The 25673-nt window shown below is 59.3% G+C and carries 20 protein-coding genes; 13 read left to right on the top strand and 7 right to left on the bottom strand.

Annotation, left to right across the window (positions count from 1 at the left end):
- The first annotated feature begins 50 nt into the window (after window positions 1–50).
- The 3 genes from Q2T52_RS12275 (at window position 51) to Q2T52_RS12285 (ending at window position 4094) form a co-directional block, all read left to right on the top strand.
- The gene (locus Q2T52_RS12275) at window positions 51–1079 is read left to right on the top strand and encodes a LacI family DNA-binding transcriptional regulator (RefSeq protein WP_302077026.1); all 1029 of its coding nucleotides are present in this window, start codon (window positions 51–53) and stop codon (window positions 1077–1079) included.
- Between the two features lie 269 nt (window positions 1080–1348).
- A complete protein-coding gene (locus Q2T52_RS12280) occupies window positions 1349–3172 on the top strand; it encodes a HAMP domain-containing methyl-accepting chemotaxis protein (RefSeq protein ID WP_302077027.1) in 1824 nt (607 codons plus the stop codon).
- A 181-nt stretch (window positions 3173–3353) separates the two neighbouring features.
- Window positions 3354–4094, top strand: coding sequence for a FadR/GntR family transcriptional regulator (locus Q2T52_RS12285; RefSeq protein ID WP_302077028.1), 741 nt, complete (start codon window positions 3354–3356; stop codon window positions 4092–4094).
- Window positions 4095–4100: 6 nt separating this feature from the next.
- Here the strand turns inward: Q2T52_RS12285 and Q2T52_RS12290 are convergent, their stop codons facing one another.
- Complete coding sequence (locus tag Q2T52_RS12290) at window positions 4101–4886, bottom strand: discoidin/SUN/FTP domain-containing protein (RefSeq protein ID WP_302077029.1); 786 nt, start codon at window positions 4884–4886, stop codon at window positions 4101–4103.
- Between the two features lie 12 nt (window positions 4887–4898).
- Window positions 4899–6689, bottom strand: a complete 1791-nt coding sequence (locus Q2T52_RS12295) for a heparinase II/III domain-containing protein (RefSeq protein ID WP_436799527.1) — start codon at window positions 6687–6689, stop codon at window positions 4899–4901.
- A gap of 211 nt (window positions 6690–6900) precedes the next feature.
- On the opposite strand from Q2T52_RS12295, the gene Q2T52_RS12300 reads away from it, so the two are divergent.
- The 10 genes from Q2T52_RS12300 (at window position 6901) to lldD (ending at window position 18735) form a co-directional block, all read left to right on the top strand.
- Window positions 6901–7854, top strand: a complete 954-nt coding sequence (locus Q2T52_RS12300) for a carbohydrate ABC transporter permease (protein ID WP_302077030.1) — start codon at window positions 6901–6903, stop codon at window positions 7852–7854.
- A gap of 3 nt (window positions 7855–7857) precedes the next feature.
- Window positions 7858–8694, top strand: a complete 837-nt coding sequence (locus tag Q2T52_RS12305) for a carbohydrate ABC transporter permease (protein ID WP_302077031.1) — start codon at window positions 7858–7860, stop codon at window positions 8692–8694.
- 5 nt (window positions 8695–8699) lie between these two features.
- On the top strand, window positions 8700–9872 hold the full coding sequence (locus Q2T52_RS12310; RefSeq protein WP_302077032.1) for a glycoside hydrolase family 88 protein: 1173 nt from the start codon (window positions 8700–8702) through the stop codon (window positions 9870–9872).
- 12 nt (window positions 9873–9884) lie between these two features.
- Window positions 9885–10994: an ABC transporter ATP-binding protein gene (locus Q2T52_RS12315; RefSeq protein WP_302077033.1), complete on the top strand. Its 1110-nt coding sequence runs from the start codon at window positions 9885–9887 to the stop codon at window positions 10992–10994.
- A gap of 14 nt (window positions 10995–11008) precedes the next feature.
- Window positions 11009–11716 carry a DUF624 domain-containing protein gene (locus Q2T52_RS12320; protein WP_302077034.1) on the top strand — a complete coding sequence of 236 codons (708 nt, stop codon included), beginning with the start codon at window positions 11009–11011 and terminating at the stop codon, window positions 11714–11716.
- A gap of 57 nt (window positions 11717–11773) precedes the next feature.
- Window positions 11774–13054, top strand: coding sequence for an ABC transporter substrate-binding protein (locus Q2T52_RS12325; RefSeq protein ID WP_302077035.1), 1281 nt, complete (start codon window positions 11774–11776; stop codon window positions 13052–13054).
- A gap of 78 nt (window positions 13055–13132) precedes the next feature.
- Complete coding sequence (locus Q2T52_RS12330; RefSeq protein ID WP_302077280.1) at window positions 13133–14980, top strand: DUF2264 domain-containing protein; 1848 nt, start codon at window positions 13133–13135, stop codon at window positions 14978–14980.
- Between the two features lie 3 nt (window positions 14981–14983).
- A complete protein-coding gene (locus Q2T52_RS12335) occupies window positions 14984–16630 on the top strand; it encodes an acyltransferase (protein ID WP_302077036.1) in 1647 nt (548 codons plus the stop codon).
- A gap of 207 nt (window positions 16631–16837) precedes the next feature.
- Window positions 16838–17590 (top strand): FCD domain-containing protein, encoded by a 753-nt coding sequence (locus Q2T52_RS12340; RefSeq protein ID WP_302077037.1) that lies wholly within the window; start codon window positions 16838–16840, stop codon window positions 17588–17590.
- Window positions 17587–18735: an FMN-dependent L-lactate dehydrogenase LldD gene (lldD, locus tag Q2T52_RS12345; protein ID WP_302077038.1), complete on the top strand. Its 1149-nt coding sequence runs from the start codon at window positions 17587–17589 to the stop codon at window positions 18733–18735. The genes Q2T52_RS12340 and lldD overlap by 4 nt, the downstream gene beginning before the upstream one ends.
- Window positions 18736–18774: 39 nt before the next feature.
- On the opposite strand, the gene Q2T52_RS12350 is transcribed toward lldD, so the two are convergent.
- Genes Q2T52_RS12350 through Q2T52_RS12370 form a run of 5 tightly spaced genes read right to left on the bottom strand, consistent with a single transcriptional unit; the run spans window position 18775 to window position 25660 of the window.
- A complete protein-coding gene (locus Q2T52_RS12350; RefSeq protein WP_302077039.1) occupies window positions 18775–20706 on the bottom strand; it encodes a beta-galactosidase in 1932 nt (643 codons plus the stop codon).
- Complete coding sequence (locus tag Q2T52_RS12355) at window positions 20706–21803, bottom strand: ABC transporter ATP-binding protein (protein WP_302077040.1); 1098 nt, start codon at window positions 21801–21803, stop codon at window positions 20706–20708. The genes Q2T52_RS12350 and Q2T52_RS12355 overlap by 1 nt, the downstream gene beginning before the upstream one ends.
- A complete protein-coding gene (locus Q2T52_RS12360; protein ID WP_302077041.1) occupies window positions 21796–23904 on the bottom strand; it encodes an alpha-galactosidase in 2109 nt (702 codons plus the stop codon). The genes Q2T52_RS12355 and Q2T52_RS12360 overlap by 8 nt, the downstream gene beginning before the upstream one ends.
- A complete protein-coding gene (locus Q2T52_RS12365; protein WP_302077042.1) occupies window positions 23901–24752 on the bottom strand; it encodes a carbohydrate ABC transporter permease in 852 nt (283 codons plus the stop codon). Before Q2T52_RS12365 ends, Q2T52_RS12360 begins: the two co-directional genes overlap by 4 nt.
- Entirely contained in the window at window positions 24752–25660 is a 909-nt protein-coding gene (locus Q2T52_RS12370; protein ID WP_302077043.1) for a carbohydrate ABC transporter permease, read from the bottom strand. The genes Q2T52_RS12365 and Q2T52_RS12370 overlap by 1 nt, the downstream gene beginning before the upstream one ends.
- Window positions 25661–25673 lie beyond the last annotated feature (13 nt).

The following is a 25673-nucleotide window of genomic DNA, read 5'->3' on the forward strand; positions in this document are numbered from 1 at the left end:
GTTCGTAGCGCTGCAAAGGAGGGGTTATGGCTGGGGAGAGAGAGAACGAGGTGCCACGCCAGCCGCGCAGCCGTCGCAAGATGCAAAGCGTCACCATGATGGACGTTGCAGACTATGCGAAGGTTTCGCCATCGACGGTGTCGTTATATCTGCGCCGTCCAGAAGCGGTTTCTGCGAGCGCAGGTAGCGCCATCGCGCGAGCGATCGAAAAACTCAGCTACGTTCCGAACCTCGTTGCCGGAGGGCTCGCCGCGGCCTCTTCTCGCGCCGTCAGTATCATCGTGCCTTCGGTCCGCAATGCGTTCTTTGCAGAGACCGTCGCTGCCATGCAGACATCACTCAGGAAGGAGCGTCTGCAGGTTATCCTCGGCCATACGGAATATGATGAAAAGGAAGAGGAAGATCTCGTCCGCACCGCCTTGTCCTGGGCGCCTGCTGCGATCGTACTCACCGGGCTTTGCCATAGCGAAGCGACCCGGAGAATGTTGACCAAGGCACATGTGCCAGTCATCGAGATCTGGGAGCTTGGTGGGCCGCAAATTGATGCAGCAATCGGCTTTCATCACGATCAAGTCGGAATTGCAGCGGCCAAGCATCTGATTCAACAGGGAAAACGACGTCTTGCCTTTCTTGGCGCGCGCCTGCACGAAGATCGTCGCGGTAAGCAGCGCTGCGACGGGTTTGTAGAGGCGGCGCGGCAAGCCGGGGTTTCAGTCGAGATCGTTCAGCATCCCGCTTCGGCTTCCGCAGAAGTGGGCGGCATGTTGCTCCGCGACGCCTTACAGATTGTGCCTGACCTTGATGGTGTCGCCTGCTCCAATGACCATATTGCGCTTGGCGCGCTCTTTGAATGCGAGCGCTTGTCCATGAGCGTACCGGAAAAGCTTGCAATCGTCGGCTTTGGCGATCTCAGTTTCAGCGCGGCCTGCAATCCGCCGCTGACAACGATTCGCCCCTCGGGTGATCTCATTGGACGCGAGGCCGCACGTTTGATTGTTGGTCATATGACCGGCAAGGAACAGGAGCAGAAAGTATCTATCGATACCCGATTCACCTTGCTCCATCGCCGCAGCAGTTAGGGTATTTCTAGACAAATCCGGCGCCGGTGAAATTCAGCGATGTGGTACGTATTCGCTGCTCGCATTAGCGGGTACATCACACATTAATGACCTTCCAATTCACACCGTCACGACATAGGCGTGCGCTTCCCGCTCTTCACTACTTATTGTTCGTCAATCGTTTCCATATCGAACGAAAACCCACCCTAATCTAGGGGCTGTTTAACCGGATATTCATGTCCTCCGGGCGATGTATTAGCTTCCGCTGTAAGCCAGCTTGGGGAGAAGCAATGGCACGTCTGAAATTTCGCTTTCGCCGCCCCGCCATCCGGCATGGCCTTATAGGAACGATCGGCATCCTCGCCGCAATTTCCGTCGCGATTGCGTGGTCCTCCATCGCGTCGTTGAAAAGCATCAGCGAGCAAAGTGAGCAGATCGCCATGCGCGCGGAGTCCGGGATCGCAATGGCAAAAGACATTGAGATCGAAGCGGTAAAGCTGCGAGAGGCTTACGGGCAGCACCTGCTGGCAACCGACAAGGCTGAGGCCGAAACCCGCATCAACGCGATCAACAAGCGCCTGCAGGAAACGCTCGCGAAGTACACCGCGCTTGCCGGCAATGCCGGCGAGAACACGCCGCTTGGCCAGCTGGATAAGCAGCTGGCCGCCTACAACAAGATGGGCAAGCAGCTGCTGTTCTATTCCACTCAGGGCAACGACAAGAACGCCCGGATGTATCTGGGCTCCATGAGCGGTATCGGCAACACGCTGGCCAAGGTAACCGGCGATATCGTGGCAGCAAGCCAGAAGAGCGCCGCCGAGGGTTGGGCTATCAACAAGGCCGCCACCCAACGAATGATCGAGTTTGCCTACATACTGGCGGGCGTAGCGATCTTCATTGCTCTTGTGGCGGGTGTGTTTGTTGTTCGTGGCATTGCCTCCCCTATCGGCCGCCTCACGAAAGCCATGCGCATTCTGGCTGAAGGCGACACGCAGAGTCTGGTGCCGTTCGTTGGTCGAACCGATGAAGTTGGCGCCATGGCGGCAGCTGTCGAAGTCTTCCGCCTCGCCGCGATTGAAAAGAAGGAATTGGAAGAACACGCCGAGGACGCACGTAAACAGGCGGAAGCCGAGCGCGTGGAAGCGCAGCGTATGGCAGAGGCCAATGCGGACGAACGTCTTCGTAACGCAACATCGGGTCTGGCGCGGGCACTCGATCGTTTGGCCGGTGGGGATCTCGCCTTCCAGATCGAACAGCCCTTCTCGCCGGAATTCGAACCGCTACGGGTCGACTTCAATCGCTCCGTCCGTCAGCTTGCCGACACCCTCAGTAAGATCGCAGCATCTGTGACGGCGCTCGAAAGTGGCAGTCACGAGATCGCATCTGCGGCCGATGATCTTTCGCGCCGCACGGAAGTGCAGGCTGCAGCCCTTGAGGAAACGGCAGCGGCACTCGATGAGATCACCGCCAATGTTAGCAACTCCGCCAAGCGCACGGAAGAGGCACGCCACATCGCCGACCGGGCGAACCAGTCTGCAAAGCATTCCGGCGACGTTGTTCGCAACGCGGAAGAAGCGATGCGCCGGATCGAGCAGTCATCGCAGCAGATTTCCAACATCATTGGCGTGATCGACGAGATCGCTTTCCAGACCAATCTGCTTGCCTTGAACGCAGGTGTTGAAGCGGCGCGCGCCGGTGATGGCGGAAAGGGCTTTGCGGTTGTCGCCCAGGAAGTGCGCGAACTGGCTGGACGCTCGGCAAGTGCTGCCAAGGAAATCAAGGCGCTGATCCAAAACTCCTCACAGGAAGTCGAACGCGGCGTGGAACTGGTCCGTAACACCGGCGTGGCGCTTGGGGAGATCGGCGGCCTGATTGTCGAGATCAACAGCCAGATGGAAGCCATTACGGTCTCCGTCAAGGAACAGTCCACCGGTATTGCAGAGGTGAATGGCGCAGTGAACCAGATGGATCACACGACGCAGCAAAACGCGGCCATGGTGGAGGAATCCACCGCCGCTTCCATGGCTCTTGCGGCTGAAGCACAAGCACTCCGCGAGCTCGTGGGAGCATTCTCTTTCGAAGAAGCGCCGGCGCGGGTCGGTCGTGCTGCCTGAACTAGGTTTGGCTTTCATAAGCGGGCGGCGCATCCACTGTGCCGCCCTTTTATTTTTCGCAGTCGGAATTCGTATGATGACTTCTGCGAGGTCTGATGAAATAGTTGAACAGCAGCAAAATTCATCGTACTAATGTTTCGGTTCATCGCTTTGGTGATACTGAGAGAGGCGGCAGGCGAGCGTGAGCAGCCAATTAAAATCAAACGCGAAGGGTGCGGGATCGCTGGTGGCGCAGGTTCGCGAACGGCTGCGGAGTGAAATTCTGGGCGGCCAATATGCACCGGGCGATCGGCTTCCGAGCGAGATCGAATTGACGGAAACGCATGGCGTCAGCCGAACAGTCATTCGAGAGGCTGTTACTGGGCTCCGCTATGACGGGCTTGTCGAGGTGAGGCAAGGTGCGGGCATTTTCGTACTGAAGCCCAACACTCCTCAACCTTTGTCGTCACGATTGGATACGGCGCGCATTTCCTCGGATCTTGAAGTGTTGGAAGTGCGCACGCCTCTGGAAATCGAGGCCGCGGGACTTGCAGCACTGCGGCGCTCGCCCGCTCAGGAAGAGGCAATCTTCGAATGTCATGCGCGGGTGCTGAAATGTATTGACGCGAATGAGTCCATTCGCGAGGCGGATCTGGCGCTGCATATGGCCATCGCCGCCGCCACCAACAATCCGCTATTCATGCAGTTTCTTGAAAGCCACAGTGCCTCTGCCATCCCACAGTCCAAGGTGGTTGCGGACGATCACGGGGCAGATCAGACAGCCTATCGTCGCCTGATACACAAGGAGCATCAGGCAGTGATCGTCGCCATTTCCGATGGCGACGAGAAGGCAGCCAGAGCTGCGATGCAGCAACATCTGCGCGGCAGCCAAGTGCGCTACCGCGATCTTTTGCGGGAACTGCGGGGAGTTAGCGCGAGCTAAGGCCCCTTAGGCTTCGCGACCCCAGGCCTCGATCTGCGAAAGTGCCGGATAGGGCGACGGATCATCCGCCTTCTTCATCGAGTGGATACGAAGCCATTCGACCTTCTTCTCTGCCACGGCAAAGCGCTGCGCGGCGCCCGACTTGACGAGATCAAGGCGCATCGTGTCACTATCGGAAAAGGTAATGCTGGCTTCGTTCCACCATGCATCATGCGGAAAATCCGCGCGCAGATATATGACAAGCTCATCGACCAGCACTGGCCGGCCGAAATGGACTGTCAGTTCAGCATTGGGGTCCTTGTTGATTCCCCAACTCGTGAACGGCCAGGTGCCGTGGTCAAAGGTTGCCTTTTCGCCGTCGATGGCATTGCGCGCTGCGAATTGTGACTCGCCGCGCGTTTCCACATTTGCCACCGCATGCGGGAAAAGCTGTTCATTGCCATGCTGGTCGAAGGGGTTGAAGGCCAGATTTCGGCGGGCGGCCACTTCAGATGGATTGGCGACGCGGACATGCAGACGATGCAGCGTTCCGAGGAAGGCCTGCTGTGCATAGGGCATGCGCTTTTCGCCAAAGGGGATGGCAAGGCTGAAAGGCGATTCTTTCAGGTACACGATGCCGGGCATCAGGCCCGTGTCCAGCAGCAGATAAACATGTGCGGCTTCTGAAGCGCTGACCAGGAGACGGTCGCCTTCCTCGTACTCGCCCCGATAAACCAGGAACAGCTCGTCTTCGGCGGAGGATTCCGCCTTCACCTGTCCTGCTGCGTCTACGACCTTCAGGGTAAATTGCATGCTCTTCTCTTTCTAGCTGATCGTCAGTGTCAGTGTTGAACCTGTCAGTGGCACAAGCAGGCGATAAAGCCTCACCGGCCAACTCTGCCGCAAGCGGCTATCGGTGATATCCAATGGTTCCACCGTGATAGAACCTGCACCCTCCAAGCGGATCTCGGCTTTGTTGCCAAGCCAGATTCGCCCCTCATCCGTTCGGGGTTCGAGAACGGTCATCAAAGAAAGCGTCGCGGGGCCAACCCCATGGTACTCATCGCGCATTTGGACGGTTCGACCGCGGACCATGCGCACGGTTCGACGATAGCTTTGAAGCTCCGCTTCTGCCGGATAGGCGCCGGCAATATCCAGCGAGATCTCTGCCATCTCCTCTTCAAATCGGACATCCATACCCTGCGCCGCGAATTCAACGCCGTCGCATTGCATGACGCCGCCAAAGCTCGGCAGATTGTGATAGGCGGATTGCATGGTCCAGATTTCATAGCGGTGCGGCGAAAAGGTCTTGGCCGTATAGGTCTCGACGCCGACATCGATCAGCAGTGGCTGCCTATCCTTGTAAAGGGTAACGCTGCCGACATCGTTGTGGTTATGACTTTCGCCATTGTGTCCACCCTTGACCGCAAGGGCAAAACGATTGTCCCGCGCAATCGCAAGGCCGATACCTGGAAAATAGTGATCGGCCTTCGCGGGAGCAGCACGCTCGTGGCTCATGATTTCGGACGCCGCCAGAATGGCCTGCAGCCGGTACCAGAGGTTCCACTCCTTCGGCATCAGTCGGTTTTCGTCGCGGACAAAATCGGCAGCCGCAAATCCCATCAGCGCCTCGGAGCCGACGGCGCGGCCGAACAGATATTCCCGCGCACCGCAGGGCGGAACCACGGCGGAGGAATCGGCGAAATTGAAGTAGTAATCGCCACCGACATGCATGTGGCGGATATAGTCCGCCATATTGCGGACCTTCGGCTCCTGCCAGAGCGGCTTCATGGCACTGGGCGCCACCTGATCCAGAATCGTCATGGCACCATGCAGGCAAAGTCCGGCATGGCGATAGTAGATCACACCCTCCTCGCAGGCCCCGTCCTCAGCATAATCCTTCAGGAAGGCATCGAGGCTCATCAATGCCTTTGGCAGGAAAGCGCGGCGCAGGGTTTCGTCCGTCGGCAAGGTAAAGGCGGCGAGCAGAACATTCTGGGTAATCCAGGCCGTCCAGTTGTTCATGCGCTCATCGCCGCGCCCCATCCACCAAAAATGCCTGTTGATGTAGGGTTTGAAGATGCGGACGTTGATCTCGCGCTCGACACGCTTGGAAACCAGAGGATCAACTGCATCGAGGCGGTCGCGCAGCAGATAGAGAGTTGTGGAAAGGATGGCCGCAGTCTCGGCCGCGAAGAGATCCACAACCGGATCATCAGGATCGGCCATAGACAGGCGCTTGCCGCCCCGCTCATAGGAATTATGAGCCGGTAATTGCCAGCCGCTTTCTTCCGAGATCAGGAGCAGGCCGTCTATGACGGCGTCGAGGAAACGCCCCTGCCCTTCGACCCATTCGGCAAGAACCAGATCGTTCAACATCAGGCGGCGACGGAAATAGAGCTCTTCAAAGCGTGAACGATTCCCGTTGAGGCCGTATTCCCGATAGTCATATGCCCGGATCTGGGGCCAGGATGCTGCTGCAGCAGCCTCGCCCGCCGCAACGAGCAGGTTGACAATCCAACCTTCGAGAGCTTCGGGCACGCCTTTGCCCAGCACGCGATCCGGCTGAAAGCTGGCCAGTGCCCCCTGAAACTCGACTATGCGCTCGGCAAACACGTCATCTCCTCCCGGCGTGATCGAAGCGGTCCTATCATACCTATTTCACCTTATCCAGCCAATTTGTCTGACCGCAGGAGAAGTTGTTTGACCAATGCCCCGGATATGCTATGCAAGGCTCCGGAGGCAAGACGAGTAGCTGCAAAGGCGAGTCTTGTACAATATAACATGCAAGAGCTTCGGGACCCATCCGGAGCCGGGAGGAAAGCTGGTGACGCTTGCACATCCAGCTCTGTCAGACAACCAGACGGCAGGCATCAAGCCGAAGCGGAAGGTGCGCGTCGTCTCAAAGCGTCGCCGCAAGGTTGAGAACGCGCTGATCGCATATTCTTTCATCGCGCCGAATTTTCTCGGCTTTGCAGTCTTCACGCTTGGGCCAATCCTGTTCGCCTTCGCGCTCGCCTTCATGCATTGGGATGGCTCCAACCCGATCACCTTCGCAGGGCTGGATAATTTCTGGCGCCTCTTCCAGGACAAGTCTTTCATCGACGCCTTCTGGAATACGATTATCTATACGGTGGTCTCCGTGCCTGCGACGCTCATCTGTGCGCTGGGCCTTGCCATCCTGCTGAACCAGAAGATCTTCGGACGGGATTTCTTCCGTACCGCGCTGTTCTTCCCGTACGTCGCCTCGTTGGTGGCTGTGGCTGTCGTGTGGAACATGATCTTCAACCCGGAAATGGGTCTGGTGAACATGGTTCTCTACACCATCGGCATTGCGCCCGAAAACCTGCCTGGCTGGGCAGCGGACCGCCATTGGGCCATGGTGACGGTCATTCTCTTCGGCATCTGGAAGAGCATGGGTTACTACATGGTGATCTATCTCGCCGGGCTTCAGGGCATCAATTCGGAGCTTTACGAGGCAGCCGGTTTGGACGGCGCCAATGCCTGGCAGAAGTTCATCCATGTGACTGTGCCGCAGCTGGCGCCAACGACCTTCTTCGTCACCGTGATGTTGACCATCCAGTCCTTCAAGGTCTTCGACCAGGTCTACATGATCACGCAGGGCGGCCCCGGCACCTCAACCCTGGTGTTGGTCTACCACATCTATAACGAGGCCTTCATCTCCTGGGATCTCGGCTATTCCAGCATGATTGCCCTCGTTCTGTTTCTTCTGGTGCTGACACTCACGGTCATCCAGTTCCGTCGCCAGAGGGAGGACTGAAGGATGCGCATTGCCGGACGCAAGATCAGCGGCGGAACGATCGCCGTCTACCTTACGGTGATTGTTGTTACCATCATCATGCTGCTGCCGTTCGCCTGGATGCTGTCGGCCTCCCTGAAACTGGACCGCGATGTCTTCGCCTTCCCGATCGAATGGATACCGTCGCATCCACGCTGGCAGAACTATGTGGACATCTGGACGAAGATCCCGCTGGCGCTGTTCATCTACAACACGTCGAAGCTGACGATCATCGTCACCGTCCTGCAGCTGCTGACGTCGAGCTTCGCGGCCTATGCCTTCGCCAAGCTGCACTTCCCTTACAAGAACACGCTGTTCCTCGGCTATATCGCAACGATCGCCATGCCCTGGCAGGTCTATATGGTCCCGCAGTTCCTGCTGATGCGCGAGTTCGGGCTGAACAACACCCATCTGGCCCTCATCTGCCTGCAGGCCTTCACCGCCTTCGGCGTGTTTCTGATGCGGCAGTTCTACATGTCGATCCCGAACGAGCTTTGCGAAGCAGCTCGCATCGACGGCATGAACGAATACCAGATCTGGGCGAAGATCATGCTGCCATTGTCTAAGCCGGCGCTCTCCACGCTCACCATCTTCACCTTCGTCACCACCTGGAACGACTTTCTCGGGCCGATGATCTACCTCACCAAGACGGAGCTCAAGACGATCCAGATCGGGCTTCGCATGTTCATTTCGCAATATTCCGCTGAATACGGGCTGATCATGGCGGCCTCCGTGGTGGCGCTTATTCCTGTGCTCATCGTCTTCCTGTCGCTGCAGCGCTTCTTCGTCGAAGGCGTCGCTTCGTCGGGTCTCAAAGGTTGAATGTCATGAATGCTCTTTCCCCATTGCATCCGCAGCCCATCACGGATCAGGAGATAAAGGCCGCATTGGACATCGCGGTCGCGCAGGTGCGCCGCAACCTGCCGGACTTTACCTACAAGGCGCAGAACCATTCGAGCCTCGGCAACATCTATCCGGCCGTTGAAAACGACCAGTGGACGGCTGGCTTCTGGCCGGGCGAAATCTGGCTGGCCTATGAGCATACGGGTGACAAGGTTTTCCAGTATGCGGCTCAGATCCAGGTGCAGAGCTTCCTGCACCGGATCGAAAACCGCATCGAGACAGACCATCACGACATGGGCTTTCTCTATTCGCCCTCCTGCATCGCCGCCTGGAAACTGGTGGGCGACGAGGATGGCCGAAAGGCAGCCCTTCTAGCGGCTGACCAGCTGATCGAGCGCTATCAGCCGATCGGACAGTTCATCCAGGCCTGGGGCCGCAAGGACAACCCCAACGAATATCGCTACATCATCGACTGCCTGCTCAATCTCCCGCTGCTCTACTGGGCAACGCGCGAGACGGGCAATGAGCGCTACCGTGAGATCGCGCTGACGCATGCGCGCACGACGCTTGCCCATTCGGTCCGCGCCGACAACTCCACCTACCACACCTTCTATATGGACCCGGTGACGGGAGCGCCCGTGCGCGGGGCGACGAAACAGGGTTATAGCGATGACAGTTTCTGGGCACGCGGCCAGGCCTGGGGTATATCAGGCATGGCGATTTCCTACCGTTACGAGCGCCTGCCCGCCTATCGCGAAGCCTTCGAGAACCTGCTCGGCTTCCACCTGAACCGGCTGCCGGCCGATCTTGTGCCCTATTGGGATCTGATCTTTACGGAAGGGTCAGAGGAGCCGCGGGACAGCTCATCCGCGTCGATCGTCGCCTGCGGCCTGTTGGAAATGGCCGAACTGGTCGAAGCCGACGATGCGGCGCGCTACCGCGATCTCGCCCGCCGCATGATGAAAAGCCTCGCCGACTATTACGCGGTGAAGGATCCGTCGATCTCGAACGGGCTCGTATTGCACGGCACCTATTCCAAGAAGACGCCGCACAATACCTGCCGTGGCGAAGGCGTCGATGAATGTGTCTCCTGGGGGGACTATTATTATATGGAAGCTTTGACGCGCCTCTCGCGCAACTGGTCTTCCTACTGGTGATCCGAGGGGATAATGGCAAGCATTTCGCTGAAGAAACTGAACAAGACCTACGGCGCCCTCAAAGTGGTGCACGATATCGATCTTGAAATCGCCGACAAGGAATTCATCGTGCTGGTCGGCCCATCCGGCTGCGGCAAGTCCACGACGTTGCGCATGATCGCAGGCCTTGAGGAAATTTCAGGCGGCGAATTGATCATCGGCTCAGACCTGATGAACGACGTGCCGTCCAAGGATCGCGATATCGCGATGGTCTTCCAGAACTATGCGCTCTATCCGCATATGACGGTCTATCGCAACATGGCCTTCGGCCTGGAACTGCGAAAAGCCCCCCGCGATGTCATCGAACGTCAGGTGGAGGAAGCGGCAAAGATCCTCGACATCTCCCATCTTCTGAACCGCAAGCCGAAGGCGCTCTCGGGTGGCCAGCGGCAGCGCGTCGCTTTGGGCCGCGCCATGGTGCGCAACCCGGCCGTCTTCCTGCTGGACGAGCCGCTCTCCAACCTCGATGCCAAGCTGCGCGGCACCATGCGCGCCGAAATCACCAAGCTGCACAAGCGGCTGGATGCGACCTTCATCTATGTGACCCACGATCAGGTGGAAGCCATGACCATGGCCGACCGTATCGTGGTCATGAAGGACGGACACATCCAGCAGGTGGATACCCCGCAGAACCTCTATGACCGCCCGGTCAACATGTTCGTCGCAGGCTTCATTGGGGCGCCGCAAATGAACCTGTTGCCGGCAAAGCTTACGCAGGAGGATGGGCGCTTCTTCGCCCTTGTGGAGGAGCACAAGCTGCCCCTGCCGCAGAGCTTCGATCGCAGCCGCCTTCTAGCCTACGAAGGCAAGGATGTGGTGCTCGGCATTCGTCCGGAGAATTTCCACGAACTGGCACCTGCAGATATCGATCCTGCCAATAGCGCACCTTTCCATGCGGTGGTGGAGCTGGCCGAACCCATGGGTTCCGAGGTGCATCTCAACCTCATCGCCGGCGGCCGCAATATGATTGCCCGCGTCTCGCCGCGCTTCCGCTCGAAGATCGGCGACCGCGTTTCGCTGGTGGCCGATCTCACCAATGCGCAACTCTTCGATCCGCAGACCGAGCGGTCGATCCTGTACTGAGGCTGGCAAGTGCGATGCAGTGGCTGGAGGCATTCTGGACGAAGGAAGGAAAGGGCATCCCCAAGGATGCGCCGAAGAGAACCGGTCTGCCTCTGTTTGCCGAAATCATTGCCCGCGAATGGTGGGAGCTGGTGAAGCTGAACCTGCTTTTCCTCCTGTTTTCGCTGCCGCTCGTCACAGCGCCTGCCGCAACCTTTGCGACCGCCACGATCTGCCGGATGATGGTGGAGGATCGGCCCGTCTATCTGCTGCGTGATTTTCTGGAGGCGCTGCGGGCGCATGCGATGCGGGCAACAGTCTGGGCGCTCGTGGCGGGCACGGCTGTCATCATCGGGGTCGGCGCGATCTCGGCCTATGCCGCCGCCGCTAGGACATCGCTGTTCTATGCGGCACCCTTGGCGCTCAGCCTCGTCGTCACATTGTTCGTGACGCTCTGGGCCGCCTGCTTCGTGATGGTGAGCGTCACTGAAGCGCGGCCCTTCTGGGAAAGCCTGAAGCTTTCGGCACTCGCCGCCCTGCTTCGTCCGCTGCCCCTGCTTGCGGCGCTTGCCTTCGTCGCGGCGCTCTGGATTGCGCATATCCTTTTCTATCCCGTCTCGGTCTTCATGCCGGCGGTGATGAATTTCTCGCTCGGAATGTTCGCCGTTGCCTTCGGCGCGCAAGGGGTCGTGGCGCAGGTTCTCGCCCGCTCCGAGGAGGAGAACACCATACAGGAACCATAATGACGGCGCCGAGGAGGCGCCGGTAACCAGACACAATTGAGGGAAGGAGATCAGCAAATGTATCTGGAAAAATTCGGAGGAGCGATCCGGGCAACCGTCGCAGGATTTGGCCTTGTAACCGCGATGGGCAGTACAGCGCTTGCCCAGTCATCAGAGCCGGTGACGCTGAAATGGGCGCTCTGGGATTGGGACAAGGTTGCCTATTACAAGCCGCTGATCGAGGCCTATCAGGCCAAGCATCCGAACGTGAAGTTCGAGCCCGTCGATCTCGGCTCGCAGGACTACACGCAGATGATTTCGACCCAGCTGACTGGCGGTTCGAAGGATATCGACGTCGTCACCATCAAGGACGTGCCCGGCTATGCGACGCTGGCCAAGGCCGGCACCATCAGCGAACTCGGCAGCTTCCTCACCGCCCAGAAGATCGAAGCCGGCCCTTATGGCGGCCTGATCGAGGCCCTCACCATCGACGGCAAGATCTATGCCCTGCCCTTCCGCTCGGACTTCTGGATTCTCTATTACAACAAGGACATCTTCGACAAGGCGGGCGTACCCTACCCCACCAACGACATGACCTGGAAGCAGTTCGACCAGATCGCGGAAAAGCTGAAGGGTGGTTTCGGCTCCAACAAGACCTACGGCGCGCTGCTGCACACCTGGCGCTCCACCGTGCAGCTGCCCGGCATCCAGGACGGCAAGCATACGCTTGTCGAAGGCGACTATGCCTTCCTGAAGCCGTGGTATGAGCGTGCGCTCACGCTTCAGAAGAGCGGTGCAATCCCCTCTTATGCTTCTCTGAAGACCTCCAACACGCATTATTCTGCGCTGTTCTTCAACGGCACGGTTGGCATGCTGCCGATGGGCACATGGTTCATCGGCACGCAGATTGCCAAGGTACAGTCGGGTGAATCCAAGGCGAAGAACTGGGGCATCGTGAAGTTCCCGCATCCGGAAGGCGTCGAAGCCGGCACCACGGCAGCGCAGCTTGCCGGTCTTGCCGTCAACAACAACTCGACCCACAAGGATGTTGCGCTCGACTTCATCAAGTTCGCCAGCGGCCCGGAAGGCGCGAAGATTGTTGCCGATACCGGCACCCTTCCCGCCATCCGCACGGATGATGTGGCTGCGAAGATCACCGGCCTCTCCGGCTTCCCGCAGGATTCAGCCAGCAAGGAAGCCCTGAAATCTGGCAAGTCCTACCTGGAAATGGCGGTCAGCCCCAATGCCGCGAAGATCGAAGTGGTGCTGAACCGGGTTCATGATTCCATCATGACCGACAACACACCGATCGATGCAGGCCTGAAGGACATGACGGATGGTGTGAAGGCAATCAAGTAATCACGCAAACCGTTGTTGGCCGCGGGTTACTCCTTCTCCCGCGGCCACCCCCGCAGTGAAACAGACTGGAAGCTTCTCGTGCCCTTCGATCTCGCCAAGGCCAATCCGCTCCACGGCAACCCGCTCAAAACCCGTCAGGATCTGTCCAAGGCGCTGATGGATCTGTTCAATCCGCTGTTGCCGTATTTTTCAGAAGGTGGCGCAAGGGTGAGGTTGAGCGCATTTGGCGCGATCTTCGACCATCCGGCGGCAGATCTCGAAGGTTTTGCCCGCCCGCTCTGGGGTATTGTTCCGTTCGCGGCCGGCGGCGGTGAGTTTCCGCATTGGGAACTTTACCGGCGCGGTCTCGCAAATGGAACGAACCCTGATCATCCCGAATATTGGGGCGATGTCAGCGACCGTAACCAGCGGCTTGTGGAACTCGCCGCCATCGGTTTTGCGCTGGCCCTGGTGCCCGAACATCTCTGGGAACAGCTGGACGGGACGGCAAAACAGATCGTTTCCGCCTATCTCCTGACGGCGCGGAACCTGGAGTATATCGACAACAACTGGAAATTCTTCCGGGTGCTGGTCGATCTCGGATTGGAGCGTGTTGGCGTCTCCTTCGACACGGCCAAGACGGTGCAATATCTCGACGAGCTGGAGGACTTCGATATCGGCGAGGGCTGGTATCGCGACGGACCCGTGCGTCGGGTCGATCACTACATCCCTTTTGCCATGCATTATTACGGCCTGATCTATGCTGTGCTCGCCAAGGGGGATGAGGCTCGCGCAACGCGGATGCTAGAGCGCGCCAAGATCTTCACGAAAGACATTCGCCACTGGTTCGGCCCGGATGGCGCAGCCCTGCCTTTCGGGCGCAGCCAGATCTATCGCTTTGCCGCTGGCGGCTTCTGGGCAGCACTCGCCTTTGCGGATCTCGAGGCCCTGCCCTGGGGCGAGATCAAAGGCTATTACATGCGCCACATCCGCTGGTGGGCGAACCGACCAATCTGCGACCGCGATGGCGTGCTGTCGGTCGGCTATGGCTATCCGAACCTGTTGATGAGCGAAAGCTATAATTCCGCCTGCTCGCCCTATTGGGCCTTCAAGTTCTTTCTCGCGCTGGCTTTGCCCGAGGATCACCCCTTCTGGCAGGCGGAAGAGGCACCCGCACCCCATTTTGCCGAGCCTGTGCCGCTTGCCAAACCCGGCATGGTGGCGATGCACACGCCTCAGAACGTCGTCATTCTGGCGTCTGGCCAGGAGCACGACAAGATGCGCGGCTCGCACGAGAAGTATTCGAAATTCGCCTACTCAACCCGCTATGGCTTCAACATTGAAGCCAATGACCGGCATTTCGATGCGGCAAGCTTTGACAACATGCTGGGTCTCTCGGACGATGGCGTTCACTTACGCATGCGCGAGACGCTGGAAGAGGCGCTGATTGCCGGTGACAAACTCTATTCCCTCTGGAAGCCTTGGGGCGATGTGACAGTCGAGACCTGGCTGATCCCGGCCAATCCTTGGCATATCCGGGTTCACCGGATCGAGACGCCGCGACCGCTGCATTCCGCCGAGGGCGGCTTCGCCATCCCGCGTGCCGATTTCAACCGAGACCAGAACGAAACCTCCGCAGGTCGTGCTGTCTGGTTCGGCGCAAGCGATACGAGCGCGATTGTGGATCTGACAGAGAGAGCAACCCGAGCCGGGCATGCGCAGCTTGCCATCGCCAACACCAACCTGATCCATGCCCGAACCCTCGTGCCGCAGCTGCGCGGAGCGATCGCCCCCGGCAGGACCATCTTCATGACGGCGGTGTGCGCGCTTCCCGAAAACGAAGGCGAGGCGTTTCTGTCGAACGTTCCGGCTGCGCCTGACATTGCCGCGCTGGAAGACCTGTTCAAACGCACTGGCACACGCGTTACCGCCTTCGATATCGGGTGATCCATGCAGGACGCTGAGGACGACGCAGGATTGGCCGAGCTTTATCGCCGCCGGTTGAATATTCTCACCTGGGAACGTTCGGCTGCAGACATTGACGATCCGGCCCATCAGGCGCGTCTTCGTCGTCTCGAAATTTATGCAGGAGCCATGTTCGGGCCGGGTGTTTATGTGGCCGAGCAGGCGGAAGTTCACACCAGCCGCCTCACAATGGGTCGCGCCTCCTGGATCGCCGGGCATGCGATCGTGCGCGGCGAGATCGACCTGGGCGAAAACGTCTCGGTCAATCCTTATGCCTGTCTTTCCGGCAAAGTGCGCATCGGCAACGGCGTGCGGATCGCCTCGCATGTCAGCATTGTCGGCTTCAACCACGGTTTTGATGACCTGGACACACCCATCTTCCGGCAGCCGCTAACCTCAAAAGGCATCGAGATCGAAAATGATGTCTGGATCGGTGCCAATGCTGTCATCTTGGATGGCGTGAGAATCGGCAGGGGCTCCGTGATTGCAGCAGGGGCTGTCGTCACGCAGGATATTCCGGCCTTTTCCATTGCCGGAGGCGTCCCGGCGCGCGTCCTGAAATCACGAAAGCCGGCGAATCCTTCGCCCTATGCCGCCGCAGAACAGGCGCTCGCCGAATTGGATGCTGCGGCTAAGCGGGACTGGCTAGATGTCATTGCACATTACAAATCCGGCGAGATATTCACCTCGCCGGACGCCAGCGGAAAGCCGGTCACAACGCTTCGTCATCTTTGCGATGTTATCGAGATTGCCTCTGCCTTTGACGATCCCGACGCAGCGGGCGATCGGATAAAACTCATTGCCTATCTGCAGTCGCTCCAGGATGCGAAGACGGGCCTCTTTCCGGAACCCGGACGTCCGGTGGAAGAAGCGCTGCGCGCCGACGCGGCCGCCCTCTACAATCTGCTGGCTGTCACCTATGCGCTTGAATGCCTGGGATCGGCGCCGATCCATCAGCTTCATGCGGTCGAAGAACTGGGAAGCCACGAACTCGTGACATGGCTGGAAGAGCTACCATGGCAAAGCCGAGCCTGGCATTGCGGCGCGACCGTCGATGCCATCGCCACCGGGCTCTATGTCAACAGACGCTATTTCGGTGGCGGCGGAAACCGTCATGTTCTGTTCGGCTGGCTTGGAGAAAACTGCGATACCGCCACGGGCTTTTGGGGAAAGGCAACGGAAAGGCAAGGCCTGCTACAGCCAGTCAACGGCTTCTACCGGTTGACGAGAGGGGCTTACGCCCAGTTCGGCCTGCCCCTGCCCTATCCAGAGCAAGCGATCAATTCGGTTATTCGGAACTATCGGGATTACCAGGGATTTTCCGGCGAAAGTTTCACCGCCTGCAATCTGCTGGATACGGTGCATCCTCTGCTCTTATGCCTTGAACAAACCGGGCATCGACGGGAGGAAGCGAAGACGATCGCAACAGAGATCATCCTGAAGCTTTCGCCGCTCTGGCAGCGCGGTCGCGGTCTCCCCTTTGCCGAAGGCCATGAACCGGGCTTGCAGGGAACGGAGATGGGCTTGTCGCTGCTATGGCTTGCCGCGAAACTGCTCGGTCTGGAAGAAAGCCTTTCGTTCACACCGAAAGGGACTCACCGTTTCAGCGCTGCATTGGGGAACCGCACCTAAAGGCTGATGGCGAGGGATGCAGGCTGACTCCTTCTCAGCCTAGCCTGCAATAATCCCGCGACTGTCACGCGAAACTACCAATTGCCCTGAACACATTGGTCCTACCAATCTAAGTATTCACCAGTTCCGTGCTCAAAAGGCGGGATATCCAAATCATCTTGCCCTGTTCCTCAAAATTCGGTAGGACCAATTTTGAAGGAAACGCCGATGCCAAGCCTAACCGACCAGATCGAAACCTTTATTGCCCAGCACCAACTGGCGCCGGGCGAAAGGCTACCTCCAGAGCGGGCATTGGCTTCGACCCTGGGGGTCTCGCGCTCCAGATTGCGTGAGGCAATTCAGCAGCTCATCAGCCGCGGCATTATCGTCAGCCGTCGCGGAGGCGGCAATTTCGTGGCGGATGGCAGCGCAGATCTTGCGCTTGAGCAGGCGCTGAGGCCTCTACAGCCCCTTGCGCAGGCAGAGGGCGGCTACTGGCATGACATCATGGAAATCCGCAAATCGCTGGAAACCGACGCAGCCTACTACGCCGCTCTGCGTGCTAACGATGATGATCGGCAGAGACTGACGAAAGCGCTGGCGGCTGTCTGTGCAGGTGCAGCCGATCCGGCTGCGCAGTCTCGCGCAGACGCCGCCTTTCACATGGCCATTGCCGAAGCTTCACACAATCTGGTTCTCGCCCAGGTGATTTCCGGCCTCTTCGATCTCCTGAAAATCAGCATCACGGAAAGCCTCGGCAAGCTGCACAAACTGCCAGATACGGTCGACGCGTTGAACGATCAGCACCAGAAGATCGTCGACGCCATACTTGCCGGACGAGCCGAGGATGCACGCCGCGCGGCGGCTGATCACCTCACCTTCGTGGAGTCCAGTCTGCGCCGCATCGAAGACGACGCCGCACGTGCGCGTCGAGCAGGGGCATTGCGATCTACTCATTCTCAGGAGGGCATATTGCCATGATCATTTCATCCTCGACCGATTACCGCGAAGCGGCTCGTCGTCGCCTTCCGCCTTTTCTGTTTCACTACATCGATGGCGGCGCTTACGCGGAACATACGCTGCGGCGAAACTCCGATGACCTCTCCAGCCTTGCGCTGCGCCAGCGCGTGCTGAAGAGCGTGGGCGAGGTTGATATTTCCGCGACCTTTTTTGACGAAGCGGTCGCGATGCCCGTAGCCCTTGCACCTGTCGGGTTGACCGGCATGTATGCGCGGCGCGGCGAAGTGCAGGCTGCGCGTGCCGCTGCCAAGAAGGGCATACCACTTACCTTGTCGACCGTTTCCGTATGTCCGATCGAGGAGGTGCAGGGCGCAGTCGGCAGGCCCATCTGGTTCCAGCTTTATGTGCTGCGCGATCGCGGCTTCATGAAGGACGTTCTCGAGCGGGCCTGGGCGGCTGGCATTCGCAAGCTGGTCTTCACGGTCGATATGCCGGTACCCGGCGCCCGCTATCGCGATGCACATTCTGGCATGTCCGGACCCAACGCCCCCGTACGTCGCCTCCTACAGGCGGTCACGCATCCGGCCTGGGCCATCGATGTCGGGCTTCTCGGCAAGCCGCATGATCTTGGAAACGTCTCCGCCTACCGGAAACAGAAGACCAATCTGGCCGATTATGTCGGTTGGCTCGGCCAGAATTTCGACCCATCGATCGGCTGGCAGGATCTCGAATGGATACGCGATTTCTGGAAAGGGCCTATGATCATCAAGGGCATTCTCGACCCGGAGGACGCTCGCGATGCGGTACGCTTCGGCGCCGACGGCATTATCGTTTCCAATCACGGCGGCCGTCAACTGGACGGGGTGCTCTCGTCCGCCCGCGCCCTGCCAGCGATTGCAGATGCCGTGAAGGGTGACCTCACTGTCCTGGCTGATTCCGGTATTCGCTCGGGACTGGATGTCGTACGTATGCTGGCACAGGGAGCCGATGGGGTGATGATCGGGCGCGCCTTCGTTTATGCACTTGCGGCAGCCGGTGGCGCGGGTGTCGAAAATCTACTGGACCTGTTCGCAAAGGAAATGCGGGTCGCAATGACGCTGACCGGCGCCCGCTCCATCCGCGAAATTTCCGCCGATAGTCTGGTGAAAGCCGCAAATGATGGCTGATGGAGAGCGCCCAGGCATCCAAGCGCTCTCATCATGCCTTCAGACCCGCCAGACGGCAACTTGCTGCGCCTTCAGGCGCTTTTCGCCGAGGATCGGATCACCTTTAATCGGCGCCGTCCATTCCTCCGGCCCGTAATTGAAGGCAAACACCAGATTGCCGCGACGGCGGATGCGGATATGAGACGGCACGTCCAGCACCTCGATACCGGCACGTTCCGCCAGCAGCTTCAGCGTTGAGGAAAGAAGCGCCTCATCCGGCCAGCAGGCGAGATAATGGTGCTTGCCTTTCCCGGTCAGGGCCGGATCACCGTTCTCGAAACGGGCAAGAACCTCTGCATTGGTCTCCAGATATTCTCGCCAGCGGATGGCATGGCCGGAAGCTCCGCCTGCCACACCCTCTTCGATACCCGGGCGGAGCGAGGAAAGCTGCGTCAACCGATTACCCGTCAGGCCGGCCAATGGACCGGGCGGCAGGTTTTCCGGAATGCGGAAGAAGCGATCGCGCGAGCCGCTTCTGGCGCCATAAAGCACCACGGCATCCGTGTTTTCCAGAGCGGCAAGTGCGGCATCACTCACCTGCATCAGGCAAGGCACGGCAACCAGCCTGTAGCCATCCAGCGGCGCGCCGGGTGGTACGAAATCCACGTCCAGACCGAGACGGCGTAAAGCCTCGTACCAGCGGAAGGCCAGTTCCTCGTAACGGAAGTCTCTGCCCTGTGGCTGGATCTTCGTGGACCAGTAGCTGGCATAGTCAAAGACAATCGCCGCGGGAGCCTTGCCGATTGCGCCGAGATCACCCAGCTTTGCCATTTCCTCGGCAACCGCGCCCGCCTCCAGGCCGCCGACCGACCATTCGTCGAGACCGGGCAGGTTCAGCCCCGCATGCATCTGTTCCTGCGCAAATGGGGCCTGACGCCAGCGGAAATAACTGACCACTTCCGCCCCATGGGCCAACGCTTCCCAGGTCCAGAGGCGCACCATGCCCGGCTTGGGAACAGGATTCCATGGCGCCCAGTTGACTGGTCCCGGCTGCTGTTCCATCACCCAGAAACGACCACGCCCGACGCCGCGATAGAGATCGTGGTGGAAGGGCGCGATATCGGGATGCGAGGTTTCCGCCCAGCGATTGCGCTCTGCTTCCGTGAAGGGAAACTTTTCCACGAAACCGATCGGGTAGCTGTCCCAGCTGGCCAGATCAAGGTTCTCGCCCACCTTGAAGTGGTCGAAATCCAGCACGAAGCCCATGAAGTTATGGGTGATCCAGCGGCCCGGCGAATGCTTGCGGATGATCTCCACCTGCATCTTGTCGTAAGCCGCCACCTGATCCGACGAGAAGCGCCAGAAATCCAGCCGTGCGGCGGGGTTGGGTTCTGTCACGGTGCGGCAGGGCAGCTCGACCTCATCGAAGCTGTTGACTTCCATCGACCAGAACACCGAGCCCCAAGCTTCGTTCAGCTGATCAGTAGATTGATAGCGAAGGCGAAGCCACTGACGAAATGCCCTCAGATCCTCCGGCCCCCAGGAGACGGTCGTGTCGTGGCAACCGTATTCGTTGTCCGTCTGCCAGCCGGCAATGCCGGGATGTTCGCCATAACGCTTGGCGATGATCTCGACGATGCGCGCGCTTTCCCGCCACCAGGTCTGCGATGAGAAACTATAATGACGGCGCGAGCCGAAGCCGCGAACCTGACCGTTCTGGTCATAGGGCGCGATCTCGGGATGCTCGTCCATCAGCCACTTCGGTGGCGTTGCAGTCGGCGTGCCGAGTACGACCTTCAGGCCTGCCTTGTGCAACACATCAAGCGCACGATCCAGCCATTCAAAGGTGAAGTGGTTCCGCTTCGGCTCCAGGCGCGACCAGGCGAATTCACCGATGCGCACATAGGAGATGCCAAGTTCGCGCATGCGCTTGGCATCGAGTTCCCAGCGGCCTTCGTCCCAATGTTCGGGGTAATAGCAAACTCCAAGCATCAGCGTGTCAAATCTCCATTGATGACGGCCAATCCCGTCTCGTCAAACAGGTGGCAGGCGGCGGCGGGCAGTCCAACCGTCATCACCTCTCCCGGTCTGGCGCTCGCCAGCCCATCCGCCTTCACGGCCAGTTCCGTTCCATCGGATAGGGTCAGGAAAAACAGCGTTTCCGAACCCAGATATTCCGCCAGATGTACGGGCGCGCTCAGCACGGCGTCACCTTGGCCCTTCGCGCTGATATGCTCCGGCCGGATACCGAGCGTCATGCGACCCGCCTTAACGGACGCGCCATGGGTTGGCAGCGTGAGCGTTGCGCCGCCTGGCAGCGCGACGGACACGGAACCCGCTTCCGCCGGTGTGACATTGACGGTGAGAAAATTCATCTTCGGCGAGCCGATGAAGCCTGCAACGAAAAGGTTGCGCGGACGGTGGTAGAGCTCCAGCGGTGACCCAACCTGCTCGATCTGGCCGGCAGACAGCACAACGATCTTGTCGGCCATGGTCATGGCTTCCACCTGATCGTGGGTCACGTAGATCATCGTGGCCTTCAGGTCCTGATGCAGGCCGGAAAGCTCAGTGCGCATCTGCACGCGAAGGGCGGCATCAAGGTTCGAAAGCGGCTCGTCGAACAGGAAGACTTCCGGCTCGCGTACAATGGCGCGACCGATCGCGACACGCTGGCGTTGTCCGCCGGACAGCTGCCCGGGCTTGCGTTCCAGCAGGGCATTCAGCTGCAGCATCTTGGCGGCTTTCGCCGTGCGCTCCTCGATCAATGCCTTGGAGTGGCCGGTCATCTTCAGGCCGAAACCGATATTTTCCTTGACCGTCATATGTGGATAAAGCGCGTAGGACTGGAAGACCATGGCGACGCCACGCTCGGAAGGCCCGACCTTGGTCATGTCGGCGCCGCCGATCTTCAACTCGCCGCTGGAGATATCTTCAAGCCCAGCGATCATGCGCAGCAGCGTGGATTTTCCGCAGCCCGAGGGCCCGACGAAGACGCAGAACTCGCCATCCTTGACGTCCAGGTCGACACCCTTGATCACACTGAGCGAGCCGAATTGTTTTTTGACGCCCCGCAGGCTGACATCAGCCATGGTGACCTCCCTTGTTTGAAACTGGTTCGAATTCGAGCAGGATGGCGCTTTCAGGCCGCAGCATGAGAAGCGGTAGGCCGATCGTGGAAAGCTCTGACAGCTCGAAAGTGATCTCGCCCGCCAGCAGGCGCTTCTGCCCGTCGGAAATACGGATGAATTCCGGCTGAGTCGGATGGATCAGCCGTACACGCCAGCTGCCACCATGGCTCAAGATGGCCTCTGGCAGCGTCAGCGGCTCCGGCTGTTCGCCCACCATTTGCGGGCCTTGCGCCACGAAGGCCACGATCTTATCGGCACTTGCTGCTCCCCAGACGTAGCGCCCATCGCGCGGCTCGATGCGGAAGTTGGCGCCCTTGGCATGCAGAAGCGGGCGCAGACGCTTGTAGGTCTCGATATAGGTCTTCAGCTCCTTGCGCTCGTCATCGCCCAGTTCAAGCGGGTTGAGCTCGACACCCAGATGATAGGCCATCGCCACAAGTGCCCGAAATGCGAGCGTGTGGCGGCGGCCGGTCTGGTGATTGGGCGAGGCCGAGATGTGGCTGCCAAGAATTTCCGGCGGCACGAAGAGGGATGCACCGCGCTGGATCTCCAACCGCTCCAGCGCATCCGTGCAATCGGACGTCCAGACCCGGTGGGTGCGCTTAAGAACGCCGTAATCGATACGCCCACCACCCGAGGAGCAGCTTTCAATTTCCACCTGCGGATGGGCAGCGCGAATGCGGTCCATCAGCGCATAAACGGCCCTCGTCTGTTCGGAAATTTTGGCGCGACCGTCACGGCCTGCCGCATGGGTCAGGTCGCGGTTCATGTCCCATTTGATGTAGGAGACGGCGTGATCGCGAAGCACCGCATCGATCTTGCTGAATAGATAGTCGCTAACCTCAGGCCGCGTCAGATCCAGCACCAGCTGATTGCGGGACAAGAGCAGCGGCCGTCCCTCGATCTGCAGCGCCCAATCAGGATGCGCCTTGTAAAGCTCGGAGACCGGATTGATCATTTCCGGCTCGAACCAGATGCCGAACTGCATGCCGAGCCCGGTGACGTGATCGACCAGCGGCTTCAGACCATCGGGATATTTGCGCGGATCGATGTCCCAGTCGCCCAGGCTTGTGGTGTCATCGTCGCGGCGACCGAACCAGCCATCGTCAAGCACGAAACGCTCGATGCCGAGTTCGGCTGCGGCCGTGGCCTGCGCCTTCAGCGAATCCATCTTGTGGTCGAAGTAATTGCCTTCCCAGGTGTTTAATGTCACCGGGCGCGGGCTCATGCTGCCGCCGGGCCAATCAAGGATTTCGTCGCGCAGCAACGCATGGAAGGCGGCGCTGTCCGCACCGGCGTAGGCCACGGGCGAGTGATAGGTCGCGCCGGATTTCAGGATCACCTCACCCGATTCAAACAACTCGCCGACATGCAACAGGCGGCGACCATCATCCAGACGATCAACCACAGCCTGATGGTTGCCGCTCCAGCCCAGCGTCACGCCGAACGAACTCCCCTCGCCTTCCAGGCGGAACATCGGGAAGCGATCATGTGAGGTGCGCCCGCGGCGGCTCTCGCGCGACCAGATGCCATCGCCAAGAAGCTCGCGGCGGGTCTGGAATTCGCGTCCCCACATGCCGGTGAAGGTGACGAGATCAACCTCACCCGCCGGGCAGAGGAAGCTCGCCGCCATGCAGCGGTCGAGCACGTAGTCGCCTTCGCCGAGATTGGTCAGTTCCGTCGCCATTGACAGAACGCCGGAACTGAAGTGCTCGAACCGGATTGCAAGGCGCATGGCAGCAACCTTGTCTTCCGCTAGAAGGCTCACCTCAGAACCATTTTTCTCGATAGTCCAGCCAGTGAATTGCAGCAGGAAATCGCGGCCCTGGCGGTGGCCGGCAATGGCCGGCCAGCCGAAGAAACCCATGCCGCCCAGCGGAAGGAGCACCGCAGAGGGTACCGCTTCATCCATGCCGTTGACGCGGCTGGAACGCTCGACATGGCTGAGCGATTGGCTGCTCGAAGGTCCTGAGCCAAAGGCAACGATCTCCGGCTGACCAATCTCCGGCAGGCGAAGCGTGAGCGAAAACGGGGACTGCCCGATGGTAATAATCTGGCTCATCCTTTGGTGGCTCCCAGTGTGAGGCCTGCAATGAAGTGGCGCTGCATGAGGAAGAACATGGCGACCGGCGGAAGGGCCGCGACGATGGAACCTGCGGAGACCAGATGCCAGGCGGCCACCCACTGGCCGTTCAGCGAATAGAGGCCGGCAGTGACCGGCATCGCCGTCTGGCTCTGCACCAGCACGGTCGCCCAGAAATAATCGTTCCAGACGAAGGTGAAGATCAGCACCGAAAGAGCGGCAATCGCCGGACGCATCAGCGGCAGCACGATATGGCGGAAGATCTTCCACTCGGACACCCCCTCGACGCGAGCTGATTCAATCAGCGCAAAGGGCAGGCCCTTGATGAAATTGCGCATGAACAGCGTGCAGAAGCCGGTCTGGAAGGCCACATGGAACAGCACCAGACCCATGACCGTATCATAGAGGCCCATTTTCAGCGTCATGTCGCGGACTGGCACCATCAGGATCTGGAAGGGGATGAAGTTGCCGGCCACGAACAGGAAGAACAGGACGAGATTGCCCTTGAACTTGTAAGTCGCGAGCGCAAAGCCGGTGAGGCAGGAGATCGCAACCGCACCGATGACAGTCGGGATCGTCACCTTGAACGAGTTCAGGATGTACCAGCCGATCGGTGAGTTGCGGAACACCGCAGAGTAGTTCTCGAACCCGGCAAAGCTGGAGGGCACGCCGAAATAATTACCGGCAGCGAGGTCGCTGGCGGGACGCACGGAGGTGACGGCGACGCCGATCAATGGCAGCAGCCAAAGGATGAGAGCGATCGGCAGCACCAGCTTGTAACCCAACTGGGCGGCAGGCGATGCTTTCTGTATGGGCGCTGGAAACATCAGGCGTTCCTTTCCTGCGAAAGCATGCGCACGATGAAGAGCGTGATGAACACCATCATGATCAGGAAAAGCACCACCGCAATCGAAGCGCCGTAGCCCATGCGGAAACCGTATTCCGACAGCGCCTGTTCATACATGTAGAAGGAAAGGACACGGCTTGAGCCGTAAGGGCCACCGGCCGTCATGATGGATACGAGGTCGAAGGAGCGCAGGGCACCGATAATGGTGACGACCATGGCGATGAAGCTTGCTGGTGCCAGTTGCGGCAGGATGATGTGCCAGAGAAGCGACCAACCCTTGGCGCCGTCCATGCGTGCGGCTTCCACCTGCTCCGGGTTGATGTTGTTGAGCCCCGTCAAATACAGGATCATGCAATAGGCGGTCTGCGGCCAAAGGCCCGCCACGATGATGCCGAAGGTGACGAAGCGTTCATCCGCCAGCACCGCAAAATCAAGACCCGTCAACTCTTTCAGCAAAGCCGAGAAGAGACCGAAATTCGGAGCGTAGAACCAGGTGAAGATCAGGCCGACCACCACCTGGCTGATGACGAAGGGAAAGAAGAATAGCGACTTGTAGAGACGGATGCCCGTCACTGTTTGATTGAGAAAAAGCGCAACGGCCAATCCCATCGGGATCGCCAACAGATAAAGTACCAGCCACAGCAGGTTGTTCTTCAGCGAGACATAGAATGCCTCGTCTCCCAGCAATTCCTCGTAATTGCCAAGTCCGATCCAGGTCTTCGGGCCGAGACCATCCCAGTCATAGAAACTGATCCAGATCGACTGGAAGATCGGCAAGACCACATAGACAACGAACATGATGAGGCCGGGCAGCAGGAAGAGCCAGGGGGCAAGCCCCTGCTGATGTTTCTTCCAGAAGCCGGGTGTAGCGGGAGCGTTGTTGCTCATGGCGGCACCTGCA

Origin of the sequence: Rhizobium oryzicola (genome assembly GCF_030504645.1) — a bacterium.
Taxonomy (GTDB): Bacteria; Pseudomonadota; Alphaproteobacteria; order Rhizobiales; family Rhizobiaceae; genus Neorhizobium; species Neorhizobium oryzicola.